Genomic DNA, 22,255 nt, shown 5'->3' with positions numbered 1-22,255 from the left:
CGCGGCGCAGGCGCGGAATCCAGCGCCGCAACTGCTGGGTGGCAGGGCCGAGCCAGGCCCTTACTTTTTTTGGGCCGCCGGGGGCAGTTTGGGGGGCCGGCCGGCCCGTTGGCCTTCGAGCAGGCCCGCTAGGCCCTGGCTGCGCCACGCGCTGAGCCACCCGTGGACGGTGGCGTAGCGGACGGCAAAGAAGGCCGCCAATTGGTTCAGGGTCTGGCCCCGGTGGTGGCCCAGCACGGCTTGGGCGCGGCGGCGCTGGCGGGGATGACGGGCGTGGTGGCTACACGCGTCGAGGGTGGTGACTTCGTCGGGGGTTAAGGCAAGGGGGGCACGCATGCACCAAATTTAACGCCTCCGTTTTTATGCGATTACTTTTGCGCGACTACTTAACGGCCTACTTCTTCACCACTTGCAGGCTCACGCGCCGGTTGAGGGAGCGCCCTTCTTCGGTGTCGTTGCTGGCCAAGCCGTCCTGGGCCCCGTAGCCGACGGCCTGGAGGCGGACGGCGGGCACGCCCATGCTCACGAGGGTGGTCATGGCGGCCTTGGCCCGCTCCTGGCTCAGCTTCAGGTTGAGGTAAGGGTTGCCCGAACTGTCGGTGTAGCCGCCCAGCTTGACCTTGGCGTCCGGAAACCGCTTGAGGATGCTGGCCACGTTGGACAGCTGCCACAGCGACTCGTTGGTGAGGATGGCCTTGTTGCTCTCGAAGTAGATCCGGTCGAACCCAATCCAGTTTTTGGTGGGGTCCGTGGGGTCCACTTCCTTCGACGGGTCAATCAGGAACTGGTACAGCTTGCTCTCGGTCGAGTTGGCCCCGATAATTTGCCGCACGCCGTTCTTAAGTTTGAGCACCACCGGCACCGCTGCCTTGGCCGAACCGGCCGATAAGTTGGCCACCGGCACGGCGGCGTACTGGCCGCTGCGCTCCGGGGCCCCGGGGCCGGCCACCGGGCTGGCCGCCGTTCCCGCGGAGGGCGTGGCGGCTACTTCGCCCGCACTCGTGTCGGACCGGTTGCCGATGATGTAGCCAAACTCGCCCACGGCGATGACGCCCAACGCCAGCAGCAGCGCCTTGGCATTGGCCGCCACCCAACCGATGGAGCCGCCGTCGGCCGCCATGCGCGCCACCGCGGGCTCGGTGGCGAGGCCGGCCAAGGGCACCGCCACTGCGGCGGCCGCCCCCGCCCCCGGGTGGGGCCGGAGCCATTGCCCCAGCTCTTGGGCCGTCCAGTGGCCTTCGGCTGCCAAGCCGCCCATAATTTCCAGGGCCGCCGTGGTCACCACGTCAATCAGCCGGCCCACGGTGGCCGTTTGCACACCCGCGGCCGTGGCCACGCCGTTCACTGTGCCGTGGTAGCGGTCGTCGAGCACCGATTTGATCAGGCCCGCGCCGTGGGGGCCGGGGTGGGTGGTGGCTTCGCGGGCGGTGTTCCACAGTACTTCGCGGCCGCTGGGCTGCTCGGCCAGCTCGCCGAAGCTGTTCATTACCAATTCGGTAACGCGGGTCAGGGCCAGCTGCACGCCCACTTGGTGTTCGTTGGGGAAAGCCTCGGACCGCGCCAGGCCGCGTTCCTGGACGAAGTTTTTTATTTCTTCCGGCAGATTCTGTAGCGTTACCATAAAAAAGGGCGTGACAAAAGTGAAAGCTTGGGATGCAAGTTTATATTGCTTCGGTACCAGTCAATTACGAAAAAAAGCCAGCTGCAGATTGATAAATACCAATTATGCAAAATCGCTAATTGAACAGCCGCGTCAACGGCCCCGGAGCGGTCAATTTCGTGCGGCCCCGCCGGTTATAGTATCATTTGCGGCGCGGCCTACAATTGCTCGACCTGGCCGCCGGGCCGCACCACAAACGTGGCGCTGTCGAGTCCGGTTGCCCCGGCCTTGTTGGTGGCGCGGTAGGTGTGCGTGAGCTGGGTGCCGATGCGGGCGGAGTCTTTGACGCCGATGTAGCGGTTGGCGATGAGCAGCAGCGAGTCGTTGTGCTTGTTGGCCTTGCCGTAGATGCCCATGATGGCCGCGGTGCGGGCGGGCGCGTCGTGGCGGGCCAGCGAGGCCTTGTAGTTGGCCAGGGCCTGGTTGCGCGGCACCAGGGCGTCGTCGAAGGCCTGCATGGCCACCACGCCCTTGATGGCGGCTTCGCTCATCTTGGTATAGGGCGTGGGCCGGCCCCAGCGCACCGCCTCGTAGCCGGGAAATGCCGCCGCGTTGGCCTTGATGTAGGCCGCTACGGCTTGGTGCAGCGAATCGGTGGCGGCATCGGCCGGGGGCGGAACGGCTGCGCCAGCGCCGGCGGGCGCGGATTTGGGGGTAGTGGGGCTGTTGCAGCCGGCCGCAGCGAGCAGCGCAAGGAAAGGAAAAAGGTTTTTCATAAATTTGGTTTGCACTACGCCAAGCTTGGGTTTGCGGCGAACCTGCCCCGCGGGCGGCGTACTTCGGGGGGAGGGTAAAAGATTAGTGGTTGGGCAGGCCGGGGCCTTTACGAGGCGATGCGGAAGGAGTTGGCGGGCCGGCAGGCCCTGGCCCGCAAATTGCCTGGCCGGAAACTTGGCCCGCAACGAAATGCAACAACGGCAACCGTAACGGCGTCTAATTGCGTATTCTCAGGTGGACTCCGAAATTTTGCCTGATTTAATAAAAAAATGTGACTATTTGGTTTAATGGGATGAACAATTCCATTTTTCGAGCAAAAAAGTGCGCAGGACCCAAAAATAACCTTTTATTTACTTTCTTTAATATCACCTCTGATGACCCCATTTTTTCGATTTCGCCTGGCGGCGGTAGTACTGGGATATTTGGCAATGGGACTGGGAGGTTGCGTGACGCAGAGCAAATTGCCTTACTTGCAAGGTGCGGGCTACTCAACCAAGAGCCCGGTGCAGGTGGTTAATGTACGCCCGGCCTACGCGCTGCAAGCCGGCGATGTGCTCAGCATCCGGGTGCAAAGCGTGCAGCCCGCTCTGAGCGACATTTTCAACGTGACGGGCCCCCAGACGTTTACTTCCGGCGACCCCAGCACGCTTTACCTCACCGGCTACCCCGTGGACGACAGCGGGTCCATTACCCTGCCCACCGTGGGCAAAGTTAAGGTGCAGGGCTTGAGCCTGGAGCAGGTGCAGACCCTGGTGCAGCAGAAAGTGGGGGCTTACGTGCGCGACGCCAATGTGCTGGTGAAACTGTTGAGCTTCAAGATAACCGTGCTGGGCGAGGTGCGCGCACCAGGGCGCTATTTCATTTACAACCCGCAGGCCACCGTGCTGGAGGCCCTGGGCCTGGCCGGCGACCTGACAGAGTTCGGCAACCGCGAGAACGTGAAGTTGGTGCGGCAAACCGCCAAGGGGTCGGAAGTCGTATTATTGGACCTGACCGACCCCAAACTGCTGCAATCGCCCTACTACTACCTGTTGCCCAACGACGCCCTGTACGTGGAACCGCTGAAGGCGCGCACGGCCCGGGCCAACGCCAACAACCTGGGGCTCGTGTTTGCGGGCATTTCCGCCATCGTGCTGCTGGTCAGCTACCTTACTACGAATCACAACTAAACTAAACGGGGGCCCCGGCGTGCCGTTGCCCGGGCCCTGCTTACCCTTTTTGTTATGGAAGTGCGTCCCGCGGCTCCTGCCGCCGAATTAGATTTACACGAGCTTTACTTTAAGCTGCGCCGCCGCTGGCCCCTGTTCGTGGCCTCGCTGCTGCTGTTCGGCGCTTTGGCCTGGGTGTACCTCCAGGTGAAGTCGCCGGTGTACGATTTTCAGTCCACGCTGCTCATCGGCGACCAATCGACGGGCTCGAAACAGGCCCAGGAGCTGTTGCAGCTGCTGGACAGCAAGCCCAAGGGCCTCAAGCTCGAAGACGAGGTGGGCCTGCTTACCTCTGCGGGCATGTTGCAGCGCACCTTGGCCCAGCTGCCGTTTTCGGTGAGCTACTACGCCGAGCCCAACTCGTGGCTGAACTGGGTGCGGCCGCTGCAAGTGCGCGAGCGGGCCGCCGGCGACGTGCCCTTTTGGGTGGTGGCCGTGCCCGGCCGGCCCCAGGTTACGGGCGTGCCCATTTACGTGGAGCCGCTGGCCGACGGCAAGTTTCGGGTGCACGCCGATGCCAAGCGCGGCGACCTGCGCAAGCTGACCACCGGCGAACTGGTGCGCCAAGTAGACGACGTGGAGTTTGACCAGACGGTGGCGGCCGGCGACACGCTGCGCAACGCGCTGCTCACGGCCGTGTTTCGCCCCGAGCCTGGGCAACTTGTCGGCAGCCGCCGCACCAAGTACTTCTTCAAGTTCAACGACGTGGCCACCCTGGCCGGCGAGTACCAGGCCCGCCTAAAGGTGCGCCCCACCGACCACGAGTCGCGCATTTTGGAGCTGAGCACTTCGGGCACGGTGCCGGCCAAGGAAACCCAGTTTTTGAACACGCTGATGGCCACCTACGTGCAGGACGACCTGAACCAAAAGAACCAGGTGGGCACCAAAACCATTGCCTTCCTCGACAACGAAATCAACAAGCAATCGGAGTCGAAGTCGAAGGCCGCGCAAAGCCTTAGTTCCTTCCGCTCGGCCAACAGCGTGGTAGACGCCGGGGCCCAGTCGGGGGTGGGCCTCCAGCAGCAAAACGAACTGTCGACTAATCGCAACCGCCTGGCCACCAGCCGCCGCAACTACGAAAACATGCTGGCCTACGTGCGGGCCCGTCGGGGCAGCAACCAACAGGTGTCGCTCAGCAGCGCCGGCATCGAAGACCCCGCCACCACGGGCCTTATCCAGCAGTTGTCGGAGCTGAACAGCCAGCGGGCGGGCCTGATTGTGAACGCCAGCGAAATAAACCCGATAGTGGTGGCGCTGGACGAGAAAATCAGCAGCACCAAGGAGCAACTCATCCAAACCCTGACCGGGCTGGTGAACTCGTCGGGCAACGCCCTGCGCGACGCCGAGCAGCAGCTGGGCGAGGTGCGCGGCCAACTGAACCGCATGCCCGAAAACGAGCGGCAGCTCGGCAGCCTCAAAACCAACAGCGACTACAACGACAAGAACTACAACAATCTGGTAGAGAAGCGTAACGAGGCGGCCATTGCCCTGGCCACCAACATGACGGACAAGAAAATAGTGGACCCCGCCAAGCAGAGCGGCCTGGGCCCCTCGGCCCCCAAGCCGCTGCTCGTGGCCCTGCTGGCCCTGCTGGCCGGCCTGATGCTGCCCGCTGCCCTGGTGCTGATGCAGGACAAAACCAACCGCCGCGTGCAGAGCAAGGAAGACCTGGCCCGCCTAACGAAGATTCCGCTGCTGGGCGTGATCCCGCACGGCACCCCGGAGGATAAGCAAACCATGCTGCACGACCCGCGCAGCGCCATCGCCGAGGCCTTCCGGGCCGTGCGGGTGAATATGCAGTACCTGGCCGCCGGCCTCGACAAGCGCGTGATTGGCGTCACGTCGTCGGTGCCGGGCGAAGGCAAGAGCTTTTGCACCGTGAACCTGGCCGCTGAGCTGGCCCAGAGCGGCCGCCGCGTGGCCGTGCTGGAGTGCGACATGCGCCGCCCCACGCTGGCCGGCTACTTCGGCATCGACCGCAACGCCCCCCACGGCCTGAGCACCTACTTGACCGGCGAAAGCACCCTCGACGAGGCCCGCAGCAGCACCAGCATTGCCGGCCTGGACGTGTTGTGCTGCGGCCCCTTGCCCCAGAACCCCACCCGCCTGGTAGAAAGCCCCCTGCTGGCCGACCTGGTGAAGCAGTTGCGCGACGAGTACGATTACCTGCTGGTGGACATTCCGCCCCTGGGTTACGTGTCGGAGTTCTTGGTGCTGCTTCAGTACCTGGACGCCAAAATTTACGTGGTGCGCCAGAACTACACCGACCGGGCCCTGGTGGGCCAAATCAACGAGATGCACCGCGACTACAAAGTGAAGCAGCTGTACATGGTCATCAACGACGTGCATTTTGCCAACACCTACGAGTACCGCTACAAAACCAACGCCTACAAGTACGGCGTATAGCTTTTAATTGAGCTGTTAGCTTTTAGCTGTTGGCTTCTCATGATTGCTGGCAAGTCTTTTTATTTCAAAAAGCTAATAGCTGGCGGCTAACAGCTCAAAATAGCAGCTAACAGCTCAAAAAAAATGGCCGTCACCACCCAGAATCTGACTTCGGCTGCCGTGCGCGGCGTGCAGTGGACGACGGCGGCCACGGTGCTCACGGCGGTGATGCAAATCGGCTACACCGCCGTGATGGCCCGCCTGCTCGACCCCACCGCCTTCGGGCTGGTGGCCATGACGGGCGTGGTGCTGCGCTTCGGCAGCTACTTTGCCGAGATGGGCCTGGGCCACGCCCTGGTGCAGCGGGCCGAGATTGACGGACACGACGTGCGGGCGGCCTTCACGGCGTCGCTGGGCCTGGGGCTGGCGGTGGCGGGCCTGGCCTGGCTGGGGGCCCCGCTGGCCGTGCTGTTCCTGAAAGAGCCGGCCGTGGTGCCGCTGGTGCGGGTGCAGGCCCTGGGGTTTGTGCTCGTGGGCCTGGGGGCCACCGCCACCAGCCTGCTGCGCCGCGAAATGCGCTTCGAAGCCCTGGCCAAGGTGGAGGTATCGGCCTACGTGCTGGGCTACGGGGGCGTGGGCATCACGCTGGCCGTGCTGCACGCGGGCGTCTGGAGCCTGATCGGCGCCAGCCTGGCCCAGCAGTTCTTCGTCGCCTTCTTTAACTACCTGGTGGTGCGGCACTCGGTGCGCTTCACGTTTTTGCGGGCCCCCTACGGCCGCCTGCTGGGCTACGGTGGCCGGGTGTCGGTGGTGGGCTTTTTGGAGTTCGTCAACGGCAACCTCGACACGCTGCTGATTGGGCGGCTGCTGGGTTCGGTGCTGCTGGGTATCTACAACCGGGCCTACATGCTGCTGTACCTGCCCATGTACTTCCTCACCAACAGCCTGGCGCGGGTGGCCTTTCCGGCCTTCAGCAAAATCCAGGACGATTTGCCCCGCACCCGGGCCCTGTACCTGGCCAGCAGCACGGTGGTGGCCACGCTGGTGCTGCCGCTGTGCGCGGGCGTGGCCGTGGCCGCCCCCGAGCTGGTGCAGGTGCTGCTGGGGCCCCGCTGGGCCGCGTCGGTGCCGGTGCTGCGCGTGCTGTGCCTGTCCATCCCCCTGAGCATGACCACCTTGTTTGCCGGCGTGGTGGCCGACGCCCGGGCCAACCTGCGCCAGAAAATCATCCTCAACCTGGAGTTCATGGCCCTGCTGACGGCGCTGTTCTGGCTGCTGAAGGGCTACGGCCTGGCCGGCATTGCCGGGGCCATCGGCACGGGCGAGGTGGTGCGCACCTTCCTCTACATGCGCGTCACGCACCGCGACATCGGCATCTCGTACCCGCGCCTGCTGGCCATCTACCGGCCCGGCCTGCTGAACGCCGCCGCCGTGGGCCTGGCCCTGCTGGCCGTGGCCCTGCTGGTGCGCCCGCTGCACGCGCCCGCCCTGCTGGCCCTGCTGGCCCAGATGGCCGCCGGGGCCGCGGTGCTGGGGGCCGTGCTGCTGCGCTGGCCCACGGCCGAGCTGCGGCCGGTGCTGCGGCAGGCCCTAGCCCGGCTGCGCGGCCGGGCCGCGCTGCCGGCCGGGGCCCAGGTGCGGCTGGCCCGCTACGCCGCTTTTCTGGAGCGGGCTGCGGGCGGGTCGGCGGTGCTGGAAGCTTTCGATAACCCCCTGACCCCATGAATATTCTGCTAACCTCGCTGCAAGTGCCGGGCGCGGCCTCGGGCGTGCGGGTGCACTACGAGCGGCTGAGCGCCCTGCTGCGGGCCCAGGGCCACCAGGTCACGGTCGTCACCCTGAACGACCTGCCCGCCTGGGGGCAGCGCCTGGTGGGGGCCCTGCGCCACGGGCTGGCCCTGCTGCCGGGCCCCCTGGGCAAGCGCCTGGGCCTGGAGCTGACCGACGTCATCAAAATCTACTTCGCCATCGACCGCCGGCAGGCCTACGACGTGGTGAACGCCCAGGACGTGAGCAGCGGCTGGGCCGCCCGCCTGGCCCTGCGCGACCGGGTGCCGGTGGTGGTGACCGGCCACTACAACGACCACCCCGGCGAGGAGATAATCAAGCAGGTGGGCCTGAAACCCAACGGCTGGACGGCCCGCTTCGAGCTGGCTTGGTTCAATTTCCTGCTGCGCCGCACCAAGTTTTTTTTGGGCATCTCGGAGTACGCGCTGCGCCTCACGCGGCCCCTGCTGCCGCCCGACGCCCGCACCGCCATTGCCCACAACGGGGTGGACATGGCCGCCTTTGCCCGGCCGGCTCCCGGCACTCCGCCCGCCCCCGGCCCCGACCTGCGGGCCCTGTTTTCGGGCCGGCCCATCGTGCTGAACATCGGCCAGTGGGAGGCCCGCAAAAACCAGCAGTACCTGGTGCAGGCGGCCATCGAGCTGCGCCGCCTGCGCCCCGGCTGCGTGACGGTGCTGGTGGGCAAGGGCGAAGACGAAGCCCTGCTCCGGGCCCTCATCGCCCGGCACGGCCTCGAAAACGACGTGGTGCTGCTGGGCTACCACCCCCAGGTGGCCCCGCTGCTGCACGCCGCCGACGTGTACGTGCACACCGCCACCCGCGAAAACTGTCCCTACGTGGTCATCGAGGCCCTGGCGGCCGGGTGCCCGGTGCTGGCCCTGGCCGCCGGCGGCAGCCCCGAGCTGCTGGCCGGCACGCCCGAAGCCTCGGTACCCAAGCCCACCCCGCCCGCGGCCCTGGCCGCGCAAGTGGCCGCGCTGCTCGCCGACCCCGCCGCGCTGCATGGCCTCCAGCAGCGCCAGTACGCCTACGCCCGGCCGCGCTTCGACGTGGCGGAGATGGTGCGCAACACCCTGGCGTTTTACCAGCAGGCCGCCGGCCAGGCGCCGCCCCGGCCCCGGCCGGTGGCCCCCGCGGCGGCCCCGCAGCTCGCCTAGCCCGGCCCGGCCGCGGCTTCACCTTACGCGATAATTATGAAAATCAAGCTGCATTTCCTCCTCATCCTGCCCCTGCTGGCCGTGCTGGCCACCAACGCGGCGTTTTGGGAGTTTATCTACGGGTTCCAGGTGGACCAGGAGCCCAACGGCGTTAAGCTGTATACCTACGGGCTGTTCGCGGCCGCCTTCGCCGCCATGGTGTTTTACGGGCGCTACATGGAGCGCCTCATCCGGTGGTGGATGTGGGTGGTGCTGGCCGCCATCGGCGGGCTGATGCTGGAATCGTACGCCAACCAGGGCTCGTGGATGGCCTACCCGCACGTGTTCAGCAAGCTGTTTGTGCTGCTGATTATGTTCGGCATCTACTGCTTCCACCGGCGCTTCGGGCTGCCGTCGCTGGGCCAGCTGCTGGGCGTGCTCGCGCTGGTGCTGGTGGCGAACCTGCTCATCTTTCACCGCGACTCGCTCAGCTTCACCGCCTTCGCCGAGAACGAACGGGGGTTTGGCTCGTCGGCGGCCTACTTGTTCGTGCCGGTGGCCCTGTACTGCCTCAACCGCTACCTCACCCACGGCCGGCTGCTGCTGCTGGGCGGGTTTTTCCTGTGCCTGCCGCTCATCATCTTCCTTCAGCACCGCTCGGTGTGGATTGCCACGGCCGTGGCCATTCCGCTCGATTTGCTGCTGCTGCGCCGTACGCCGGGCGTGCGCTTTTCCTTCACCAAAGCCTTTATGCTGGTGGTGGTGCCCGGCATCCTGGGTTCGCTGGGGGCCACGGCCCTGGTGCTGAACAACCCCGAAGTGGTGACCCGTTTGGCCACCAGCATGGATGACATGGCCAACGCCGACAAGCAGGGCACCGGCAGCTGGCGCCTCAAGCAGCTGGAGTCGTACATGCCCCTGGTGCAGGAACGCCCCATTGCCGGCTGGCGGCTGGAGGGCTTCGAGGTGCCCATGCAGTTCTACGACCCCAGCAACGACCAGCCCATGTGGGCCGACCGCACCGGCCACCACTTCCACAACTTCTACCTCGACCGGGCCTTTTACTTCGGCATCCTCGGCATCCTGCTGGTGGTGCTCGTGCCCATCGTCCGCATCGGGCAGCGCCTGTTCCAACCAGGGCCCATGCGCCCCGACACCGCGCTGCTGATTGCCTACTTCGGCTGCCTGCTGGTGTTCTCGGCGTCCTACGATTGGTCCACGTACCACTTCGGCCTCCTGGGCCTGCTGCTGGCGGCCCTGGCCGAGCCCGAGCCCCGGCCCCTGGCCCTCCCCGCCAACGAAGAGCCCGAAGAAGACCAGAAAATATTGAGAGAATCGTATATAAGTGTTTGATTCTAACGCTTAATCGACACATCTTTGTTTAAGGCTGCCCGCACTTACGTCGGCCTAACCTTGACATGGCATTAAAAGTCCTTTGGCTAGCACCTTTCCCGCACCCGCTCGAAACCGGTGGCCACCCGGTGCCGTGGGTGGGCACGCTGGCCAGCCTATTAAAAAAACAACCGGAGGTGGAATTGACGGTGCTGAATTGGACGCACCGCATCGCGCAGCCGGTGGACACGTTTGACGCCGACGGCCTCCGCTTCATCTACCTGAAAACGCCCGCCGTGCGGGCCGACATCCTCGGACTCTACCGGCGGCGCATCCGTGTCGTGCGTGCCTACCTGCGGGCCCATGCCGGGGCCTACGATTTGCTGCACCTGCACGGCTCGGAGCTGCAGCTGCCCGCCATGACGGCCGGCCTGCCCGTGCCAATGCTGCTCTCGGTGCAGGGCATCGTGTCGGAATACGCGAAAGTGGTGCCCAATCCGTTTTCCATCCTGAAGGTGCTCTGGACCATGGCGGGCCTCTACGAGCGGCGCTACCTGCCCGCCGTGCACCATTTCTCCTGCCGCACCCACTGGGACAAGGCCGTCACGGCCCGCCTCAGCCCGGGCTGCACCATCCACCACAACTGGGAGGCCCTGCGGCCGGAGTTTTTTGCCGCGGCCGACCAGCCCGCGCCCGCCCCGCCGGCGCGGCCGCAGGCCCTGTTCGTGGGCGGCAACCAAGCCATTAAAGGCTTCAAAGAGATGCTGCTGGCCTACGACCAGATTCGCCAACAGGCCGATTTGAAGCTGGTGATTGTGGGCCGCCTCGCGCCGGCCGACGTAGCGGCCGTGGCCCAGCGCTACGGCCTGGCCCACCTGGGGCCCGACAACGTGGAAATCCGCCCGTTTCAGGACGCGGCCGGGCTGGCGGTGCTGCTGCGCGAGTCGTTTTGCCTGCTCCACCCCTCGTACATCGACAACAGCCCCAACAGCGTGTGCGAGGCCCAGCTGGTGGGGCTGCCCGTGGTGGCGTCGGACGTAGGCGGCGTCGGCTCGCTCATCACCGAGGGCGAGACCGGCCTGCTTTGCACCCTGGAGCCCGCTTCGCTGGCCCGGCAGGTGCTGCGCCTCTGCCACGACCCGGCCCTGCGCGGCCGCATCGCGCGGCAGGCGCAGGCCGTGGCCCGCGAGCGGCACGATCCGAACACCATCATTCAACGTACACTGGCCATCTACCACGCCGTGGCCCAGCCCGCGGGGCCGGCCAGCCACGCCAATGTTCCGGCGGCGTTGGCGGTTTGTTAACTGGTTTCCGTATATGCCGTTCGCACCCCGACGGCACCCTTATGCCCTATTCTATTCCTGACGCTACCCCGCCCGATGGTCCCCTGGCCACCCCGGTCTTGCTATTGCTGTTCAACCGGCCCGATACTACCCGGCGCGTGTTCGACACCATCCGGCGGGCCCGCCCCGCCCGGCTGTACGTGGCCGCCGACGGCCCCCGCCCCGGCCACCCCACCGATGCCCCGCGCTGCGCCGAAACCCGCGCCGTGGTGCAGGCCGTGGACTGGCCCTGCGAAGTATTTACCCTGTTTCAGGAGAAAAACCTGAACTGCGGCCTGGCCCCGGTCACGGCCATGAACTGGTTTTTTAAGCACGAGGCCGAGGGCATCATCCTCGAAGACGACTGCGTGCCGGCCCCCAGCTTCTTCCCGTTTTGCCAGGAGCTGCTGGCCCGCTACCGCGACGACGCGCGGGTAATGCACATCGGCGGCAACAACTTTGGCTCGGAGGCCCAGGGGGGACCGGGCCCCGGCGAGCCCTCGTACCACTTCTCGACGCAGCGCAACAGCTGGGGCTGGGCCACCTGGCGGCGGGCCTGGCAGCTCTACGACTACCACCTCACCGATTTCCGGCGGGTGGTGGCCGCCGGCGAGCTGGACGGCACCTTCAGCGGGCCCCTGGAAAAACGGTACCGCCTGGGCAAGATGGCCGGCGTGCTGGCCCTGCCCCAGCCGCCCGACGTGTGGGACTACCAGTGGGAGTACACCATTGCCCGCCACCGGGGCCTCTACATCGTGCCCGCCGTGAACCTGGTGGGCAACATCGGCTTCGGCAACGGCTCGACCCACACCCACGATGGCGGCGACGCGATGGGGGCCGTGCCGGCCCGCGACCTGGCCTTTCCGCTGCGCCACCCCGCCGCGGTGGCCCAGGACCGCCGCCGCGACAACCGGCGCTTCAACGAGTTTTTGCGGGGCCGCCTGGGGGCCGTGGTGCGGCGCGTGTTCGCGGGCCAGAAGCCGGTGGCCGCCGGCTTGCAAAGCCCCAAGCAAGCCGCCAAGCCCACCGCTCCGCGCCCCACCAACGCCCTGCCCCGATGAGGCTGCTGCTCTCGGCCTACGCCTGCGACCCCAGCCGCGGCAGCGAAGAAGGCTCCGGCTTCAGCTGGCTGTGGCAGTCGGCGGCGCTGGGCCACGAGGTGTGGTGCCTCACCACCCCGCGCGGCCGCGCCAGCCTGGAGAAGCTGCTGGCCGACCGCGCCGCTGACCCCACCGTGGGCCGCATCCACCTGGAGTTCGTGGCCGTGCCCCGGGCCGTGGAATTTCTTTACCGCTGGCAGTTTGGCGTGTACCTGCACTACATCGTGTGGCAGTACCGGGCCTGGCGCGTGGCGCGGCGGCTCGACGCGCAAGTGAATTTCGGGGCCGTCCACCACGTCACCTACAACAGCCTGCAAATGGCCTCGTGGCTGTGGCGGCTGAAAAAACCCCTGCTGCTGGGGCCCCTCGGCGGCGGCATGACGGCCCCCGCGGCGCTGCGCCAGTACCTGCCCGACTGGTTCAAAACCGAAACCCTGCGCAACGCCATCAGCCGCCTGCTCACCACCTTCGACCCCAACGTGCGGCAGTCGCTGCGGCACGCCGCGCTGGTGCTGGCCGCCAACAGCGACACCGCCGCGCTGGCCCGCCGGCTGGGGGCCCCCCGGGTGGCGCTGGCCATGAGCGCCGCGCTGCCGGCCAGCTACTTCCCCGCCGCCTACGCGCCCCGCCCGCCCCTGGCCGGCCGCGAGCTGCGCATCCTGTGGCTGGCCCGGCTGTTTCCCCGCAAGGGCCTGCCCCTGGTGCTGGACGCCCTGGGCAAGGTGGATGCGCGGGTGAAGTTTCACCTCGACATCATGGGCGACGGGCCCGTGGGGCCCCAAGTGCCCGGCTGGATTGCCGCCAACGGCCTGCAAGACCGCGTGACCTGGCACGGCAGCGTGCCCTACGAGGCCACCCGCGCCGCCTACCTCGGCCACGACGTGTTCATGCTGTGCAGCCTGCGCGACACCTACGCCAACCAGTACCTGGAAGCCATGGCCCTGGGCCTGCCCATCCTCACCCTCGACCACCACGGGGCCGCCGACTTCATCCCCACCGAAGCTGGCATCAAGGTGCCCGTGCAGTCGGCCGCCGCCACCACGGCCGCGCTGGCCCGGGCTGTGGAGCACCTCTACGACCACCCGGCTGAGCTGGAGCAGATGGGCCGGGCAGGCTTTGCCTACGCCGCGCAGTTTGCGCTGCCCAAGCTGGTGGCCAGCCTCTACCAGCAGGCCGCCGATGCCGCGCCCGAGCTGGTTTCAATGAGTGAAGGATTGAATGAGCAAATGAGCGAAGGCGTGGGGCAAAAAACCAGCTGAACCAGCCGACCACCGCACCCATTCACTCGCTAAGCATCACTCATTTACTCATTTGCCCATTTATTCATTACCCAAAGAAGTGCTCTACGTCGTCATCCCCGTTTTCAACCGCTGGCGCTACACCCGGGAGTGCCTGGAGTCGTTGCGCCAGCAAACCAGCCAGGCGTTTCGCACGGTAGTGGTGGACGACGGCTCGACCGATGAAACCGCCGCGGCCCTGGCCCGCGACTATCCCGCGGTGGAGGTGGTAACCGGCGACGGCAACCTGTTCTGGACCGCCGGCGTGAACCTGGGCATCCGCCGGGCCCTGGATTTGGGGGCCACCCGCGTGCTGACGCTGAACAACGACGTAGTGGCCGCGCCCAACTTCGTGGCCGAGATGCTGGCCGCTTCTGACGAGCACCCCGCCGCCGTGCTGGGGGCCCTGGAGTTCGACGCCGCCACCGGCGAGGCTATTTATGGAGGCGAACGGCTTGACTTCAAGACTAATACGCGCACCGACCTGCTCCAGGAGCTGCCCGCCGGCCAGCGCACCGGACTGCACCCGGTCACGTACCTGCCGGGGCGCGGGCTGCTCATTCCGAAGGCGGTGATTGAGAAAATCGGGCTGTTCGACGAGAAGCGCCTGCCGCATTACCTGGCTGATTTTGACTACACCAGCGTGGCCCGCCGCGCCGGCTTCCCGGTGCTCTGCAACTACGCCGCCCAGCTCAGCACCTACCCCGAGGAGAGCGGCCAGACCCTCACGCGCCAGCAGCGCAGCGTGAAGGGCTACTACCAGCACCTGTTCGGCATCCGGGGCGGGGGCAACATGGTCAACTTCACGCACTTTGCCCTGAAGAACTGCCCCAGGCCCTACCTGCCGTACTTCCTGCTCAACGGCTACGCCCGCCGCATCGTGGGCTACTTCCTGCACTGATGGGCGCGGCCAAAAGCCTGGTGGGCTGGCTGTGGCTGGCCGGGCTGGACTGGGGCGGACTGAAAACCTGCGTGCGCCACGCCGCCGCCCCGGGCGATGCCGTGCTCGTCATCACGAAGGGCGGCACCTACGCGGGCACCTACCGCAGCCGCGCCTCCGGGGTGGCGTGCGTGCGCGTGGCCACGGCCGAGCCCGTGGTGCTGGACGGCTGCGTGCTGACCGGCCCCGGCCCCCTGATCGTGGCCGGGGAGGGGGCCGACCTGACCGTGCGCAACTGCCGGGGCCAGGGCCTGCCGCCCACGGTGGACAAGGAGCCCACCGGCCGGTTCGTGGACGCCTACCGGCCCCGCCGGCTGGTGGTCGAGCACAACGAGTTCGCCCAAACCACCGGCATCGGCGTGAACCGCTGGGCCGGCCCCGGGGCCCCGGGCCAAACCCTGACCATGCGCTACAACCGGGCCCGCAACATCGACGGGCGCTGGCGCAACGCCACCGGCGGCACCCACAGCAGCTTCCTGCTGCTGAACACGGTGCAGCACCTGGCCGGCGTCGAAATTGCCTACAACGAAGTGCTGAACGCGCCGGATAAGAGCCTGGTGGAAGACAACATCAACCTGTTCAACTCGTCGGGCACGGCGGGCAGCCCGCTGCGTGTGCACGACAACTTCGTGCGCGGGGCCTACCCGTTTCCGGCCACGGCCGACCACTTCACCGGCACGGGCCTGACCACCGACGGCGACGCGCAAACCCTGACCGACGCGGCCGGCTTCGTTGAGGCCGACCACAACCAGTTCGTGGCCACGGGCAACGCGGCCATGAACATTGCCGCCGGCCACGACATTTACTACCACGACAACCGGGCCGTGACCAGCGGCCAGCTGCCCGACGGGCGGCGCTTCGCCGCGGGCTTCTGCGGGCTGGGGGTGTTCAACTTCTACAAACAGCCGCCGACGGTTTTTTTTAACAACCGGGTGGTGAACAACACGGTGGGCTTCGTGCGCTGGGGCGGGCACGCGCCCTTCGCCGACCGCCAGGACGAAGCCCCCGACGCCTGCGCCCCGTGCGCGGGCACCCAGCACCTGCCCGCCCCCGTCACGGCCGCCACCGAGCAGGCCGAGTGGGCCCGGTGGCAGGCCAAGCTGGCCCAGAACCGCGTGGCCATTGGCCCCGTTACAGCCCCAAAGCCGACCAAATAGGCTTTCGTTTTCCTTCCCGCATGTACATCGGAGTGCTGGCCCCCATTGCCACCAACGACCTGTTGCCCCCGGCCGAGCGGAGTGCCCGCCCGTACCCCAAAGGGCGCGAAGGGGCCCCGCTCATCAGCAACCTCATCCGCGAATACGTGGCCCGGGGCCACCGGGTGCTGGCCGTGACCCTCGACGACCAGCTGGCCGACGATGCCCCGCCCTTCGTGCACGAGGGCCCCGGCCTGACCTACGTGGTGGTGCCCGCCCGCCGCCGCACCTTCCGCCCCAACGGCCGCCGGCTGGGCCGCACCGCCGATTTTTTCTGGTTCGAGCGCCAGGGGCTGCTGGCCGTGCTGCGGCGCTTCCGCCCCGCGGTGGTGCACGCCCACTGGACCTACGAGTTTGCATTGGCTGGCCTCGCTTACGACCCGCAAACGCTGGTGACGGTGCACGACAACGCCCAGATTATCTTCCGGTACGTGCGCACGCTCAACCGGCTGTTTCACCTGCTCATGGCCCGCTACGTGTTCCGCAAGGGCCACTGGTTCACGGCGGTATCGCCGTACATGGCCGCCACGGTGCAGCCCTGGACCACCGCCCCGGTGGCCGTGGTGGCCAACCCGGTGGTCATTCCGGCCCAGCCCAGCACCACGAAGGCCCCGCCGGAGCGGCCCGTTATCAGCATGATTGTGAACGGCTGGGACGACCGCAAAAACAGCACCACGGCCCTGCTGGCCTTCCGGGCCGTGCGGCAGCAGCACCCGGCGGCGGTGCTCTGGGGCATGGGCACGGCCTTCGTGCCGGGCGAGGAAGCGGCGGCGTTCTGCCGCCAGCACGGCATCGAGGGCGTCGTGTTCATGGGCCCCACGCCCCACGAGCAGGTGCTGAAACATATTGCGGCCAGCACCTTTGTGCTGCACGCTTCGCTCGAAGAATCGTTCGGCATGGTGCTGGCCGAGGCCATGGCCTACGGGGTGCCCGTAGTGGCCGGCCAGGCCAGCGGGGCCGTGCCCTGGGTGGTGGCCGATGGCGGCCTGCTGGTGGACGTGGCCAGCGCCGCGGCCATTGCCGAAGCTGTGAACCGCCTGCTCGCCGACCATGCCCTGTACGAGCGGCTGTCGGCGCGGGCCGTGGCCGTCATCGCCGAGCGGTTTCCGCTGGCCAAAATCGCGGACGAGTACCTGGCCCTGTACGCCAAAATGGACAGCCAGCAACCGGTGGCCTGACCTAAGCCGCCGGCTGGGCCTTCAGATAGTCGGCCAACAGCAGGGCGTGGGCCACGATGGTGAGCGTGGGGTTGGCGTGGCCCCCGGTGGGGAACACCGAAGAGCCGGCCACGTACAAGTTGCTCACCCCGTGCACTTTGGCGTTTTCATCCACGACGCCGGTGCGCGGGTCTTCCGACATGCGGGTGGTGCCGATGTGGTGTGAGGCGGAGTTGTAGGCCGCAATCCGCTTGTGCAGGTAGCGCCGCAGCTCGTCTTCGTCGTAGGTAATGTCGCCCAGGTTTTGCGCCCGGAAGCGGTCCACGAACAGCGTGTGCGCCGTGACGATGGACTCCAGGTCGGCTTCCAGAAACGCCAGCTTTACTTCGGCACGGGGCACACCGAAGGCGTCCTTCTCCGTGGCCGACAGCACCACCCGGCTTTCGCGGTTGGGGGCCTGCTCGGCCTGGAAGTACAGGCCCCAGTAGGCATTTTGCTTCGAGGGCATGAGGAACGGCAAGCGGCGCTTGGCCATCCGCTTCAGGCCCAGCCGCACCAGGTCGGGCACTTCCCACAGCCCGTTTTTGACGATGTTGGCCGCGTGCTCGCGCAGGCCCGGCAGCAGCAGCCGGGCCTGGTGCGCCGTTTGGGCCACCGAGCGCTGGCTGAGGATGGAGAGCACCGACTTGGCCACGAACCGCGACGAGAACAGCACGTCGCGGTGGCCGTTGTCGGTGTTGGCGTGGTAGAGAAAGAAGACGTGGTTTAGCATCCGGTGCGCCGCCTGGGTGGGCTCGGGGAACCACCAGCGCCGGCGGCAGTACACGCCCCCGGGGTCGCGCTCGAAGTCGGCCCGCAGCTGGGTTTTGTCGCGCAGCTTCACGTCGGCGTACGTGCCGCTGAAGTGGACCATGTAGTAGCGCCCCACGTTGTCGTGCTGGTTGCCCAGCCCGGCCGGAAACTGGTCGTTGGCGGAGGCCAGCAGCAGCCGGGCGTTTTCGATGCCGCCGGTGGCCAGCACGAAGCGCCCGGCCGCCACCGTCAGCGCCTGGCCGTGCAGCGATACCTCCGCGTGGCTCACCGTAGCGCTGCCGGCCGGGGCGTGCAGCGCCAGCACGTGGGCGTCGAGCAGTACCTGGATGTTGGCGCTTTTTTCGAGGGCCCCCCGGTAGGCCTTGCCAAAGTGCACCGGGGGGCTCCACCGTTCCAGCGGGTACGAAACCAGCTCCTCCGAGTCGAGGCCCGCCAGAATTTCCGGGTGGCTGCCGGGAAAGGCTTTTTGGGCATCGAACTCAAAATCACCAATTTGACACAGCTCGGCCGCCTGGTGGTAGTAGGGCAGCAGGTCGCTGTAGGCGAAGGGCCAGCCGCTGCCGGGCACCCAGGCCCGGGCCTTGAAATCAAGCGGCTCGAAGGGAATGCACCGCCCGCCCCAGGCCGCCGACGTGCCGCCAAACTGGCGGCGGCGGTTTTCCTCCAGGGGCTCGTGCGAGCCGGCGGGCCAGACGCTGCCCCGGTACAAGTCCTGGCTGGCCACGGTTTCGGCCCAGCCGCCGCCCGCCAGCATCACCACGCGCAGCGGGGTGCCGTCCAGGCGCAAGGCCAGGGAAATGGCCGCCGGCCCGCTGCCGACGATGCACACGTCGGCAGCCAGGGTGTGGCCGGGTTGAAAAGTGTTTTCGGTAACAATCATGCAGTTATGGTCAGGAAAGCAGCTGGGTGATGGCCGGCAGGGCCGGGGGCAGGCTGGCCACGTAGCGCAGCGCCGCCATGTTGTGGGCCAGGTGGGCCGGGTTGCTGGTGCCGAACAGCACGGCGTCGGCCTTGTGCTCGGCCAGCGCGGCGGCAATCAGCAGCTGGGGCAGCGAGATGCCCGCCAGCCCGTCCATCCCTTGAATAGCCGCCGCGTGCTGCGCAAACGCCTGCTGCAAAGCCGGGTAAGGTTGCAGTACCTGGTTGGCAATCAGGGGAATGCCGTGGGCGCGGCAGAGTTCGGCGATGGCGCGGCCGCCGGGGCCCCAGCCCACGGGCGTTTGCACCAGCTGCACCTGCCCGCGGGCAATGCCGGCCTCCACCACCCGGTAGTCGTCGGTCGAAACGCCGGTGTAGCGGGCCAGGCCCTGCTGCCGAATCCGGGCCAGGCCGTCCCAGGCGTCGGTGCCGGCCAGGGCCTCCCAGGTGGGCTCGTGCAGCAGCAGGGCGTCGGCGGCCTCCACGCCCAGGCGCTGGTTGCTGCGCTGCACGCTGCCCACGAGGTAGGCGGCCGAGTAGTTGTTGCGGGCCCCGGCGCGCTGCTTGATTTTTTTGGCGAGTTGGTTGAGGGGCGACAACCAGCCGGGGGCGTGCACGCGGGGCAGCCCGGCCTTCGTGACGACGAAAAACGGGTAACCCGTGGTGCGCAGGCCCCGGCCGATGAGCCGTTCCGCATCGCCCGAGCCGTAAAAATCCGAGGTGTCAATCAGGTTGACGCCCTGCTCCGTGGCCAGCTTGAGGAAGGCGTTGAAAGCCGCCGGGGCCATGCGGCTGCCCAGCGAGGCGGCCCGGCTGGTGCCCAGCCCCACCCGCGACAATTGGTTTATAGAAATCATGCAATCAGCAGCGTGCGCGGCGTTTGTAAGGAAGGAGCGGCCGCATCCAAGCCGGCACGCCCCCGCCTAGATACGTGCAGCGGCCGGACTAAGATGGGTCGGCCGGCCAAACCGGCCGGTTTTCGGGCCCGGGGTCCTGGCCTCGCCCACTAGCGCGCCCCGGCCAGGGCCGCCGGGGCGGGGGGCGCGGGCACGCCGTAAAAATCCTGCCACACGGCCCGGTAGGCGGCCAGGGTGCGGGCCACGATCACGGCGGGGTCGTGGCGCTGGCGGGCCACTGCGGCGGCCCGGTGGGCCAGGCGCTGCCGCAGGGCCGCGTCGCCGAGCAGGCGCAGGGCCTGCCCGGCGATGCTGGCCGGGGCCAGGGTGCAAAATAAGCCCGTGGCCTCGTCTTCCACGAGCGAGTGCACGCCGCCCACGTCGGCCACCACCACCGGCAGGCCGGCCACCTGGGCCTCGCACACGCTGTTGGGGCTGTTGTCTACGTAGGAAGGGTGCAGCAGGCAGCAGGACTCGTGGAAGAGCTGCACCAGCTCGGCGCCCGCCAGCAGGCCGCGGCACACCACGTCGTCGGGCCCCACGTGGCGCAGTCCGGCCCGCCGCACCGCCGCCCGTACCTCATCGGCGGTGGCCTGGCCGGCCACGACGAGCCGTACGTCGGCCTGCCGCCGCACGAGGTCGAGCGCGGCCAGCACTTCCCGGAAGCCTTTCATTACCTGCACGCCTCCCAGAAATACTAGCTGGGGCCGCCCCAGCGCGGCGGGGCCGGCCGCCGGTTGAAAAAACTCCGGCCGGATGACCTCCCAGTTGTGGTACACGGTGCAGCCCGGGCTGAGCTGCCGCACCAAAGCCTTGTCCCAGTGGGTGCGGCAGGAGAAATGGTGCACGGCGGGCAGGTAGCGCCGCTCGTAGAGGCCCGCCAGCGTCCAGAGCACCTTCAGGATGGAAAACGGATTGGGCACGAAAGGTGGGTATTGCGACACTAATCCCTGCACCGTCAGCAACTGGGGCACGGGCAGGCCGGCGGTCATGGCGGGCAGCTGCAGCTCCGAGCCGTGCAGGTGCAGCAAGTCGTAGGCCCCGGCATGGGCCCGCAGGTAGGCCCGCACGACACGGATGCGCCGCCGGTAGAGCGTAAGAATGTCGCGCCGGACGGTGGGCGTTTTGAGGTAGATGAAACGGAGGCCGTCGGCGGTGAACTCGTCCACGGGCGATGCGAGGCGGTGCGACCAGTTCAGCACCGTCAGCTCAATCTCGGGTTGCTTTTTTAATAAGTTGGCCAGCGTACCTACCCACGGCACCGGGTGCGCGTCCACGTCTAGTGGGTGGGGCCAGGGCGCGAGCCAGAGGATTTTCATGGGGCGGGGGAAGGCCGGGCGGGCCCGAACGCTAGCGCTGCCGGCGCAGCAGTTGCTTGAGGTGGAAGTCGGTGCGGAAAAGGGCGCACTGCCGCGCTACGTCCCGGTCGCCCCACAGCAGAAAGCGGTTGAGCAGCCGCGCATCGACGCCGTGGCGGGCGAAGGGCAGGTAATTCTTGCCCGCCCGCACGGTGGCCCCCAGGGCCAGCCCCGCGCCCGCCGCGGCGGCTACCACGGCCGGCGAGGTGTCGCCGTTGGGGTAGGCCACCGCGCAGGGCACCTGCCCGGTGAGGTGCGCCAGGTCGTGCTGGCAAGCCGTTAGTTCGGCCGCCGCCGCCACGGGGCTGTAATTGGTGAGCACCGCGTGGTGGGCGGTGTGGTTGCCCAAAAATACCCCGGGGGCCCGGGCGAAATCCTGCAGCTCGGCGGGTGTAAACGGCCGGTCCAGGTCGCCCACCGGCCGCAGCGCGTCCGGCCCGAACTGGTCCAGCAGGTACTGCGCAATTTCGGGGTGGCGCAGCTGCTTCAGCCGTGCGTATTCGGCTTGCTGGGCCGCCGGGGCCAGCGGCTGCCGCCGCCGGGCCCGGTACACCACGTCCCACCAAAAGGCCTGGTTGGCCAGCACGTGGTGCGTCGAGATGAAAAACGTAGCCGGCACGCCGTACTGGCGCAAAATGGGCAGTGCCCGGCGGTTGTTGTAGTACCCATCGTCGAAAGTGATGAGGGCGTATTTCCGCGCCGGCTCGAGGCCGCCCAGCACGTCGGCCGGGGTCACGAACGCGTAGCCGTGGGCCAGGAAGTAAGCCACGAACTGCGCAAAAACCTCAGTGGTGATGCGCTGTTGCGGGTCTACCTCGTGCCGTTCCATCTCGTCCACGTCCTCGAAGAGCACGTGAAACATGAACACCAGCAACGCGGGCCGCTCGGGCACGGCTGCTAAGTGGACCAGGGACACTCTTTCGTCGAGCCCGTTGAGCACCCGTTTCCAAACACGATCCATAGCAGCAACTGGGGCGAAAGTGACTTAAACAAATAATAATTAGCAACTAAAGTAGCGAATTTGTTCCGCTTAACAAGCGCTAACTAATAGT

18 protein-coding genes are annotated in these 22,255 nt (G+C 67.2%); 11 read left to right on the top strand and 7 right to left on the bottom strand.

The window, feature by feature from the left end; translation table 11 throughout:
- Window positions 1-60: 60 nt before the first annotated feature.
- The 3 genes from HNP98_RS07780 to HNP98_RS07770 all read right to left on the bottom strand — a co-directional run bounded on the left by HNP98_RS07780 (window position 61) and on the right by HNP98_RS07770 (window position 2,376).
- A complete protein-coding gene (locus HNP98_RS07780) occupies window positions 61-336 on the bottom strand; it encodes a helix-turn-helix domain-containing protein (protein WP_173809486.1) in 276 nt (91 codons plus the stop codon).
- 58 nt (window positions 337-394) lie between these two features.
- On the bottom strand, window positions 395-1,621 hold the full coding sequence (locus HNP98_RS07775) for an OmpA family protein (protein WP_173809485.1): 1,227 nt from the start codon (window positions 1,619-1,621) through the stop codon (window positions 395-397).
- A 197-nt stretch (window positions 1,622-1,818) separates the two neighbouring features.
- Window positions 1,819-2,376 carry a hypothetical protein gene (locus tag HNP98_RS07770; RefSeq protein WP_173809484.1) on the bottom strand — a complete coding sequence of 186 codons (558 nt, stop codon included), beginning with the start codon at window positions 2,374-2,376 and terminating at the stop codon, window positions 1,819-1,821.
- Between the two features lie 429 nt (window positions 2,377-2,805).
- On the opposite strand from HNP98_RS07770, the gene HNP98_RS07765 reads away from it, so the two are divergent.
- The 11 genes from HNP98_RS07765 to HNP98_RS07715 all read left to right on the top strand — a co-directional run bounded on the left by HNP98_RS07765 (window position 2,806) and on the right by HNP98_RS07715 (window position 17,239).
- A complete protein-coding gene (locus HNP98_RS07765; protein ID WP_173809483.1) occupies window positions 2,806-3,546 on the top strand; it encodes a polysaccharide biosynthesis/export family protein in 741 nt (246 codons plus the stop codon).
- 54 nt (window positions 3,547-3,600) lie between these two features.
- Window positions 3,601-5,991 (top strand): polysaccharide biosynthesis tyrosine autokinase, encoded by a 2,391-nt coding sequence (locus HNP98_RS07760; RefSeq protein WP_173809482.1) that lies wholly within the window; start codon window positions 3,601-3,603, stop codon window positions 5,989-5,991.
- A gap of 123 nt (window positions 5,992-6,114) precedes the next feature.
- The gene (locus HNP98_RS07755; RefSeq protein ID WP_173809481.1) at window positions 6,115-7,695 is read left to right on the top strand and encodes a lipopolysaccharide biosynthesis protein; all 1,581 of its coding nucleotides are present in this window, start codon (window positions 6,115-6,117) and stop codon (window positions 7,693-7,695) included.
- The gene (locus HNP98_RS07750; RefSeq protein WP_173809480.1) at window positions 7,692-8,915 is read left to right on the top strand and encodes a glycosyltransferase family 4 protein; all 1,224 of its coding nucleotides are present in this window, start codon (window positions 7,692-7,694) and stop codon (window positions 8,913-8,915) included. Before HNP98_RS07755 ends, HNP98_RS07750 begins: the two co-directional genes overlap by 4 nt.
- A 36-nt stretch (window positions 8,916-8,951) precedes the next feature.
- Window positions 8,952-10,247: an O-antigen ligase family protein gene (locus HNP98_RS07745; RefSeq protein WP_173809479.1), complete on the top strand. Its 1,296-nt coding sequence runs from the start codon at window positions 8,952-8,954 to the stop codon at window positions 10,245-10,247.
- Between the two features lie 65 nt (window positions 10,248-10,312).
- Complete coding sequence (locus HNP98_RS07740; RefSeq protein ID WP_173809478.1) at window positions 10,313-11,530, top strand: glycosyltransferase family 4 protein; 1,218 nt, start codon at window positions 10,313-10,315, stop codon at window positions 11,528-11,530.
- Between the two features lie 41 nt (window positions 11,531-11,571).
- Entirely contained in the window at window positions 11,572-12,609 is a 1,038-nt protein-coding gene (locus HNP98_RS07735) for a nucleotide-diphospho-sugar transferase (RefSeq protein ID WP_173809477.1), read from the top strand.
- Window positions 12,606-13,907 carry a glycosyltransferase family 4 protein gene (locus HNP98_RS07730; RefSeq protein WP_173809476.1) on the top strand — a complete coding sequence of 434 codons (1,302 nt, stop codon included), beginning with the start codon at window positions 12,606-12,608 and terminating at the stop codon, window positions 13,905-13,907. Before HNP98_RS07735 ends, HNP98_RS07730 begins: the two co-directional genes overlap by 4 nt.
- Window positions 13,908-13,959: 52 nt before the next feature.
- Window positions 13,960-14,826 (top strand): glycosyltransferase family 2 protein, encoded by an 867-nt coding sequence (locus HNP98_RS07725; RefSeq protein ID WP_217425690.1) that lies wholly within the window; start codon window positions 13,960-13,962, stop codon window positions 14,824-14,826.
- On the top strand, window positions 14,826-16,022 hold the full coding sequence (locus tag HNP98_RS07720; protein ID WP_173809475.1) for a hypothetical protein: 1,197 nt from the start codon (window positions 14,826-14,828) through the stop codon (window positions 16,020-16,022). Before HNP98_RS07725 ends, HNP98_RS07720 begins: the two co-directional genes overlap by 1 nt.
- A 20-nt stretch (window positions 16,023-16,042) precedes the next feature.
- Window positions 16,043-17,239 (top strand): glycosyltransferase family 4 protein, encoded by a 1,197-nt coding sequence (locus HNP98_RS07715; RefSeq protein ID WP_173809474.1) that lies wholly within the window; start codon window positions 16,043-16,045, stop codon window positions 17,237-17,239.
- Window position 17,240: 1 nt separating this feature from the next.
- Here the strand turns inward: HNP98_RS07715 and HNP98_RS07710 are convergent, their stop codons facing one another.
- The 4 genes from HNP98_RS07710 to HNP98_RS07695 form a co-directional block, all read right to left on the bottom strand.
- The gene (locus HNP98_RS07710; protein ID WP_173809473.1) at window positions 17,241-18,911 is read right to left on the bottom strand and encodes a GMC oxidoreductase; all 1,671 of its coding nucleotides are present in this window, start codon (window positions 18,909-18,911) and stop codon (window positions 17,241-17,243) included.
- Window positions 18,912-18,921: 10 nt separating this feature from the next.
- The gene (locus HNP98_RS07705; RefSeq protein WP_173809472.1) at window positions 18,922-19,806 is read right to left on the bottom strand and encodes an aldo/keto reductase; all 885 of its coding nucleotides are present in this window, start codon (window positions 19,804-19,806) and stop codon (window positions 18,922-18,924) included.
- A gap of 149 nt (window positions 19,807-19,955) precedes the next feature.
- Window positions 19,956-21,164 (bottom strand): glycosyltransferase family 4 protein, encoded by a 1,209-nt coding sequence (locus HNP98_RS07700; protein ID WP_173809471.1) that lies wholly within the window; start codon window positions 21,162-21,164, stop codon window positions 19,956-19,958.
- A gap of 31 nt (window positions 21,165-21,195) precedes the next feature.
- Window positions 21,196-22,164 carry a polysaccharide deacetylase family protein gene (locus HNP98_RS07695; protein WP_173809470.1) on the bottom strand — a complete coding sequence of 323 codons (969 nt, stop codon included), beginning with the start codon at window positions 22,162-22,164 and terminating at the stop codon, window positions 21,196-21,198.
- Between the last annotated feature and the right edge of the window lie 91 nt (window positions 22,165-22,255).

Origin of the sequence: Hymenobacter caeli (assembly GCF_013294115.1) — a bacterium.
In the GTDB taxonomy this organism is placed as follows: Bacteria; Bacteroidota; Bacteroidia; order Cytophagales; family Hymenobacteraceae; genus Hymenobacter; species Hymenobacter caeli.
The sequence above is the reverse complement of the archived record's forward strand: the minus strand, read 5'-3'. Positions and strand labels throughout refer to the sequence as shown.

Excerpts from the sequence above, each read along its gene's own strand:
- HNP98_RS07765 (WP_173809483.1), top strand. The coding sequence starts at position 2,806 with ATGGGACTGGGAGGTTGCGTGACGCAGAGCAAATTGCCTTACTTGCAA.
- HNP98_RS07710 (WP_173809473.1), bottom strand. The coding sequence starts at position 18,911 with ATGATTGTTACCGAAAACACTTTTCAACCCGGCCACACCCTGGCTGCC.
- HNP98_RS07705 (WP_173809472.1), bottom strand. The coding sequence starts at position 19,806 with ATGATTTCTATAAACCAATTGTCGCGGGTGGGGCTGGGCACCAGCCGG.
- HNP98_RS07775 (WP_173809485.1), bottom strand. The coding sequence starts at position 1,621 with ATGGTAACGCTACAGAATCTGCCGGAAGAAATAAAAAACTTCGTCCAG.
- HNP98_RS07780 (WP_173809486.1), bottom strand. The coding sequence starts at position 336 with ATGCGTGCCCCCCTTGCCTTAACCCCCGACGAAGTCACCACCCTCGAC.
- HNP98_RS07755 (WP_173809481.1), top strand. The coding sequence starts at position 6,115 with ATGGCCGTCACCACCCAGAATCTGACTTCGGCTGCCGTGCGCGGCGTG.
- HNP98_RS07720 (WP_173809475.1), top strand. The coding sequence starts at position 14,826 with ATGGGCGCGGCCAAAAGCCTGGTGGGCTGGCTGTGGCTGGCCGGGCTG.
- HNP98_RS07770 (WP_173809484.1), bottom strand. The coding sequence starts at position 2,376 with ATGAAAAACCTTTTTCCTTTCCTTGCGCTGCTCGCTGCGGCCGGCTGC.
- HNP98_RS07745 (WP_173809479.1), top strand. The coding sequence starts at position 8,952 with ATGAAAATCAAGCTGCATTTCCTCCTCATCCTGCCCCTGCTGGCCGTG.
- HNP98_RS07715 (WP_173809474.1), top strand. The coding sequence starts at position 16,043 with ATGTACATCGGAGTGCTGGCCCCCATTGCCACCAACGACCTGTTGCCC.
- HNP98_RS07730 (WP_173809476.1), top strand. The coding sequence starts at position 12,606 with ATGAGGCTGCTGCTCTCGGCCTACGCCTGCGACCCCAGCCGCGGCAGC.
- HNP98_RS07735 (WP_173809477.1), top strand. The coding sequence starts at position 11,572 with ATGCCCTATTCTATTCCTGACGCTACCCCGCCCGATGGTCCCCTGGCC.
- HNP98_RS07700 (WP_173809471.1), bottom strand. The coding sequence starts at position 21,164 with ATGAAAATCCTCTGGCTCGCGCCCTGGCCCCACCCACTAGACGTGGAC.
- HNP98_RS07695 (WP_173809470.1), bottom strand. The coding sequence starts at position 22,164 with ATGGATCGTGTTTGGAAACGGGTGCTCAACGGGCTCGACGAAAGAGTG.
- HNP98_RS07750 (WP_173809480.1), top strand. The coding sequence starts at position 7,692 with ATGAATATTCTGCTAACCTCGCTGCAAGTGCCGGGCGCGGCCTCGGGC.
- HNP98_RS07760 (WP_173809482.1), top strand. The coding sequence starts at position 3,601 with ATGGAAGTGCGTCCCGCGGCTCCTGCCGCCGAATTAGATTTACACGAG.
- HNP98_RS07740 (WP_173809478.1), top strand. The coding sequence starts at position 10,313 with ATGGCATTAAAAGTCCTTTGGCTAGCACCTTTCCCGCACCCGCTCGAA.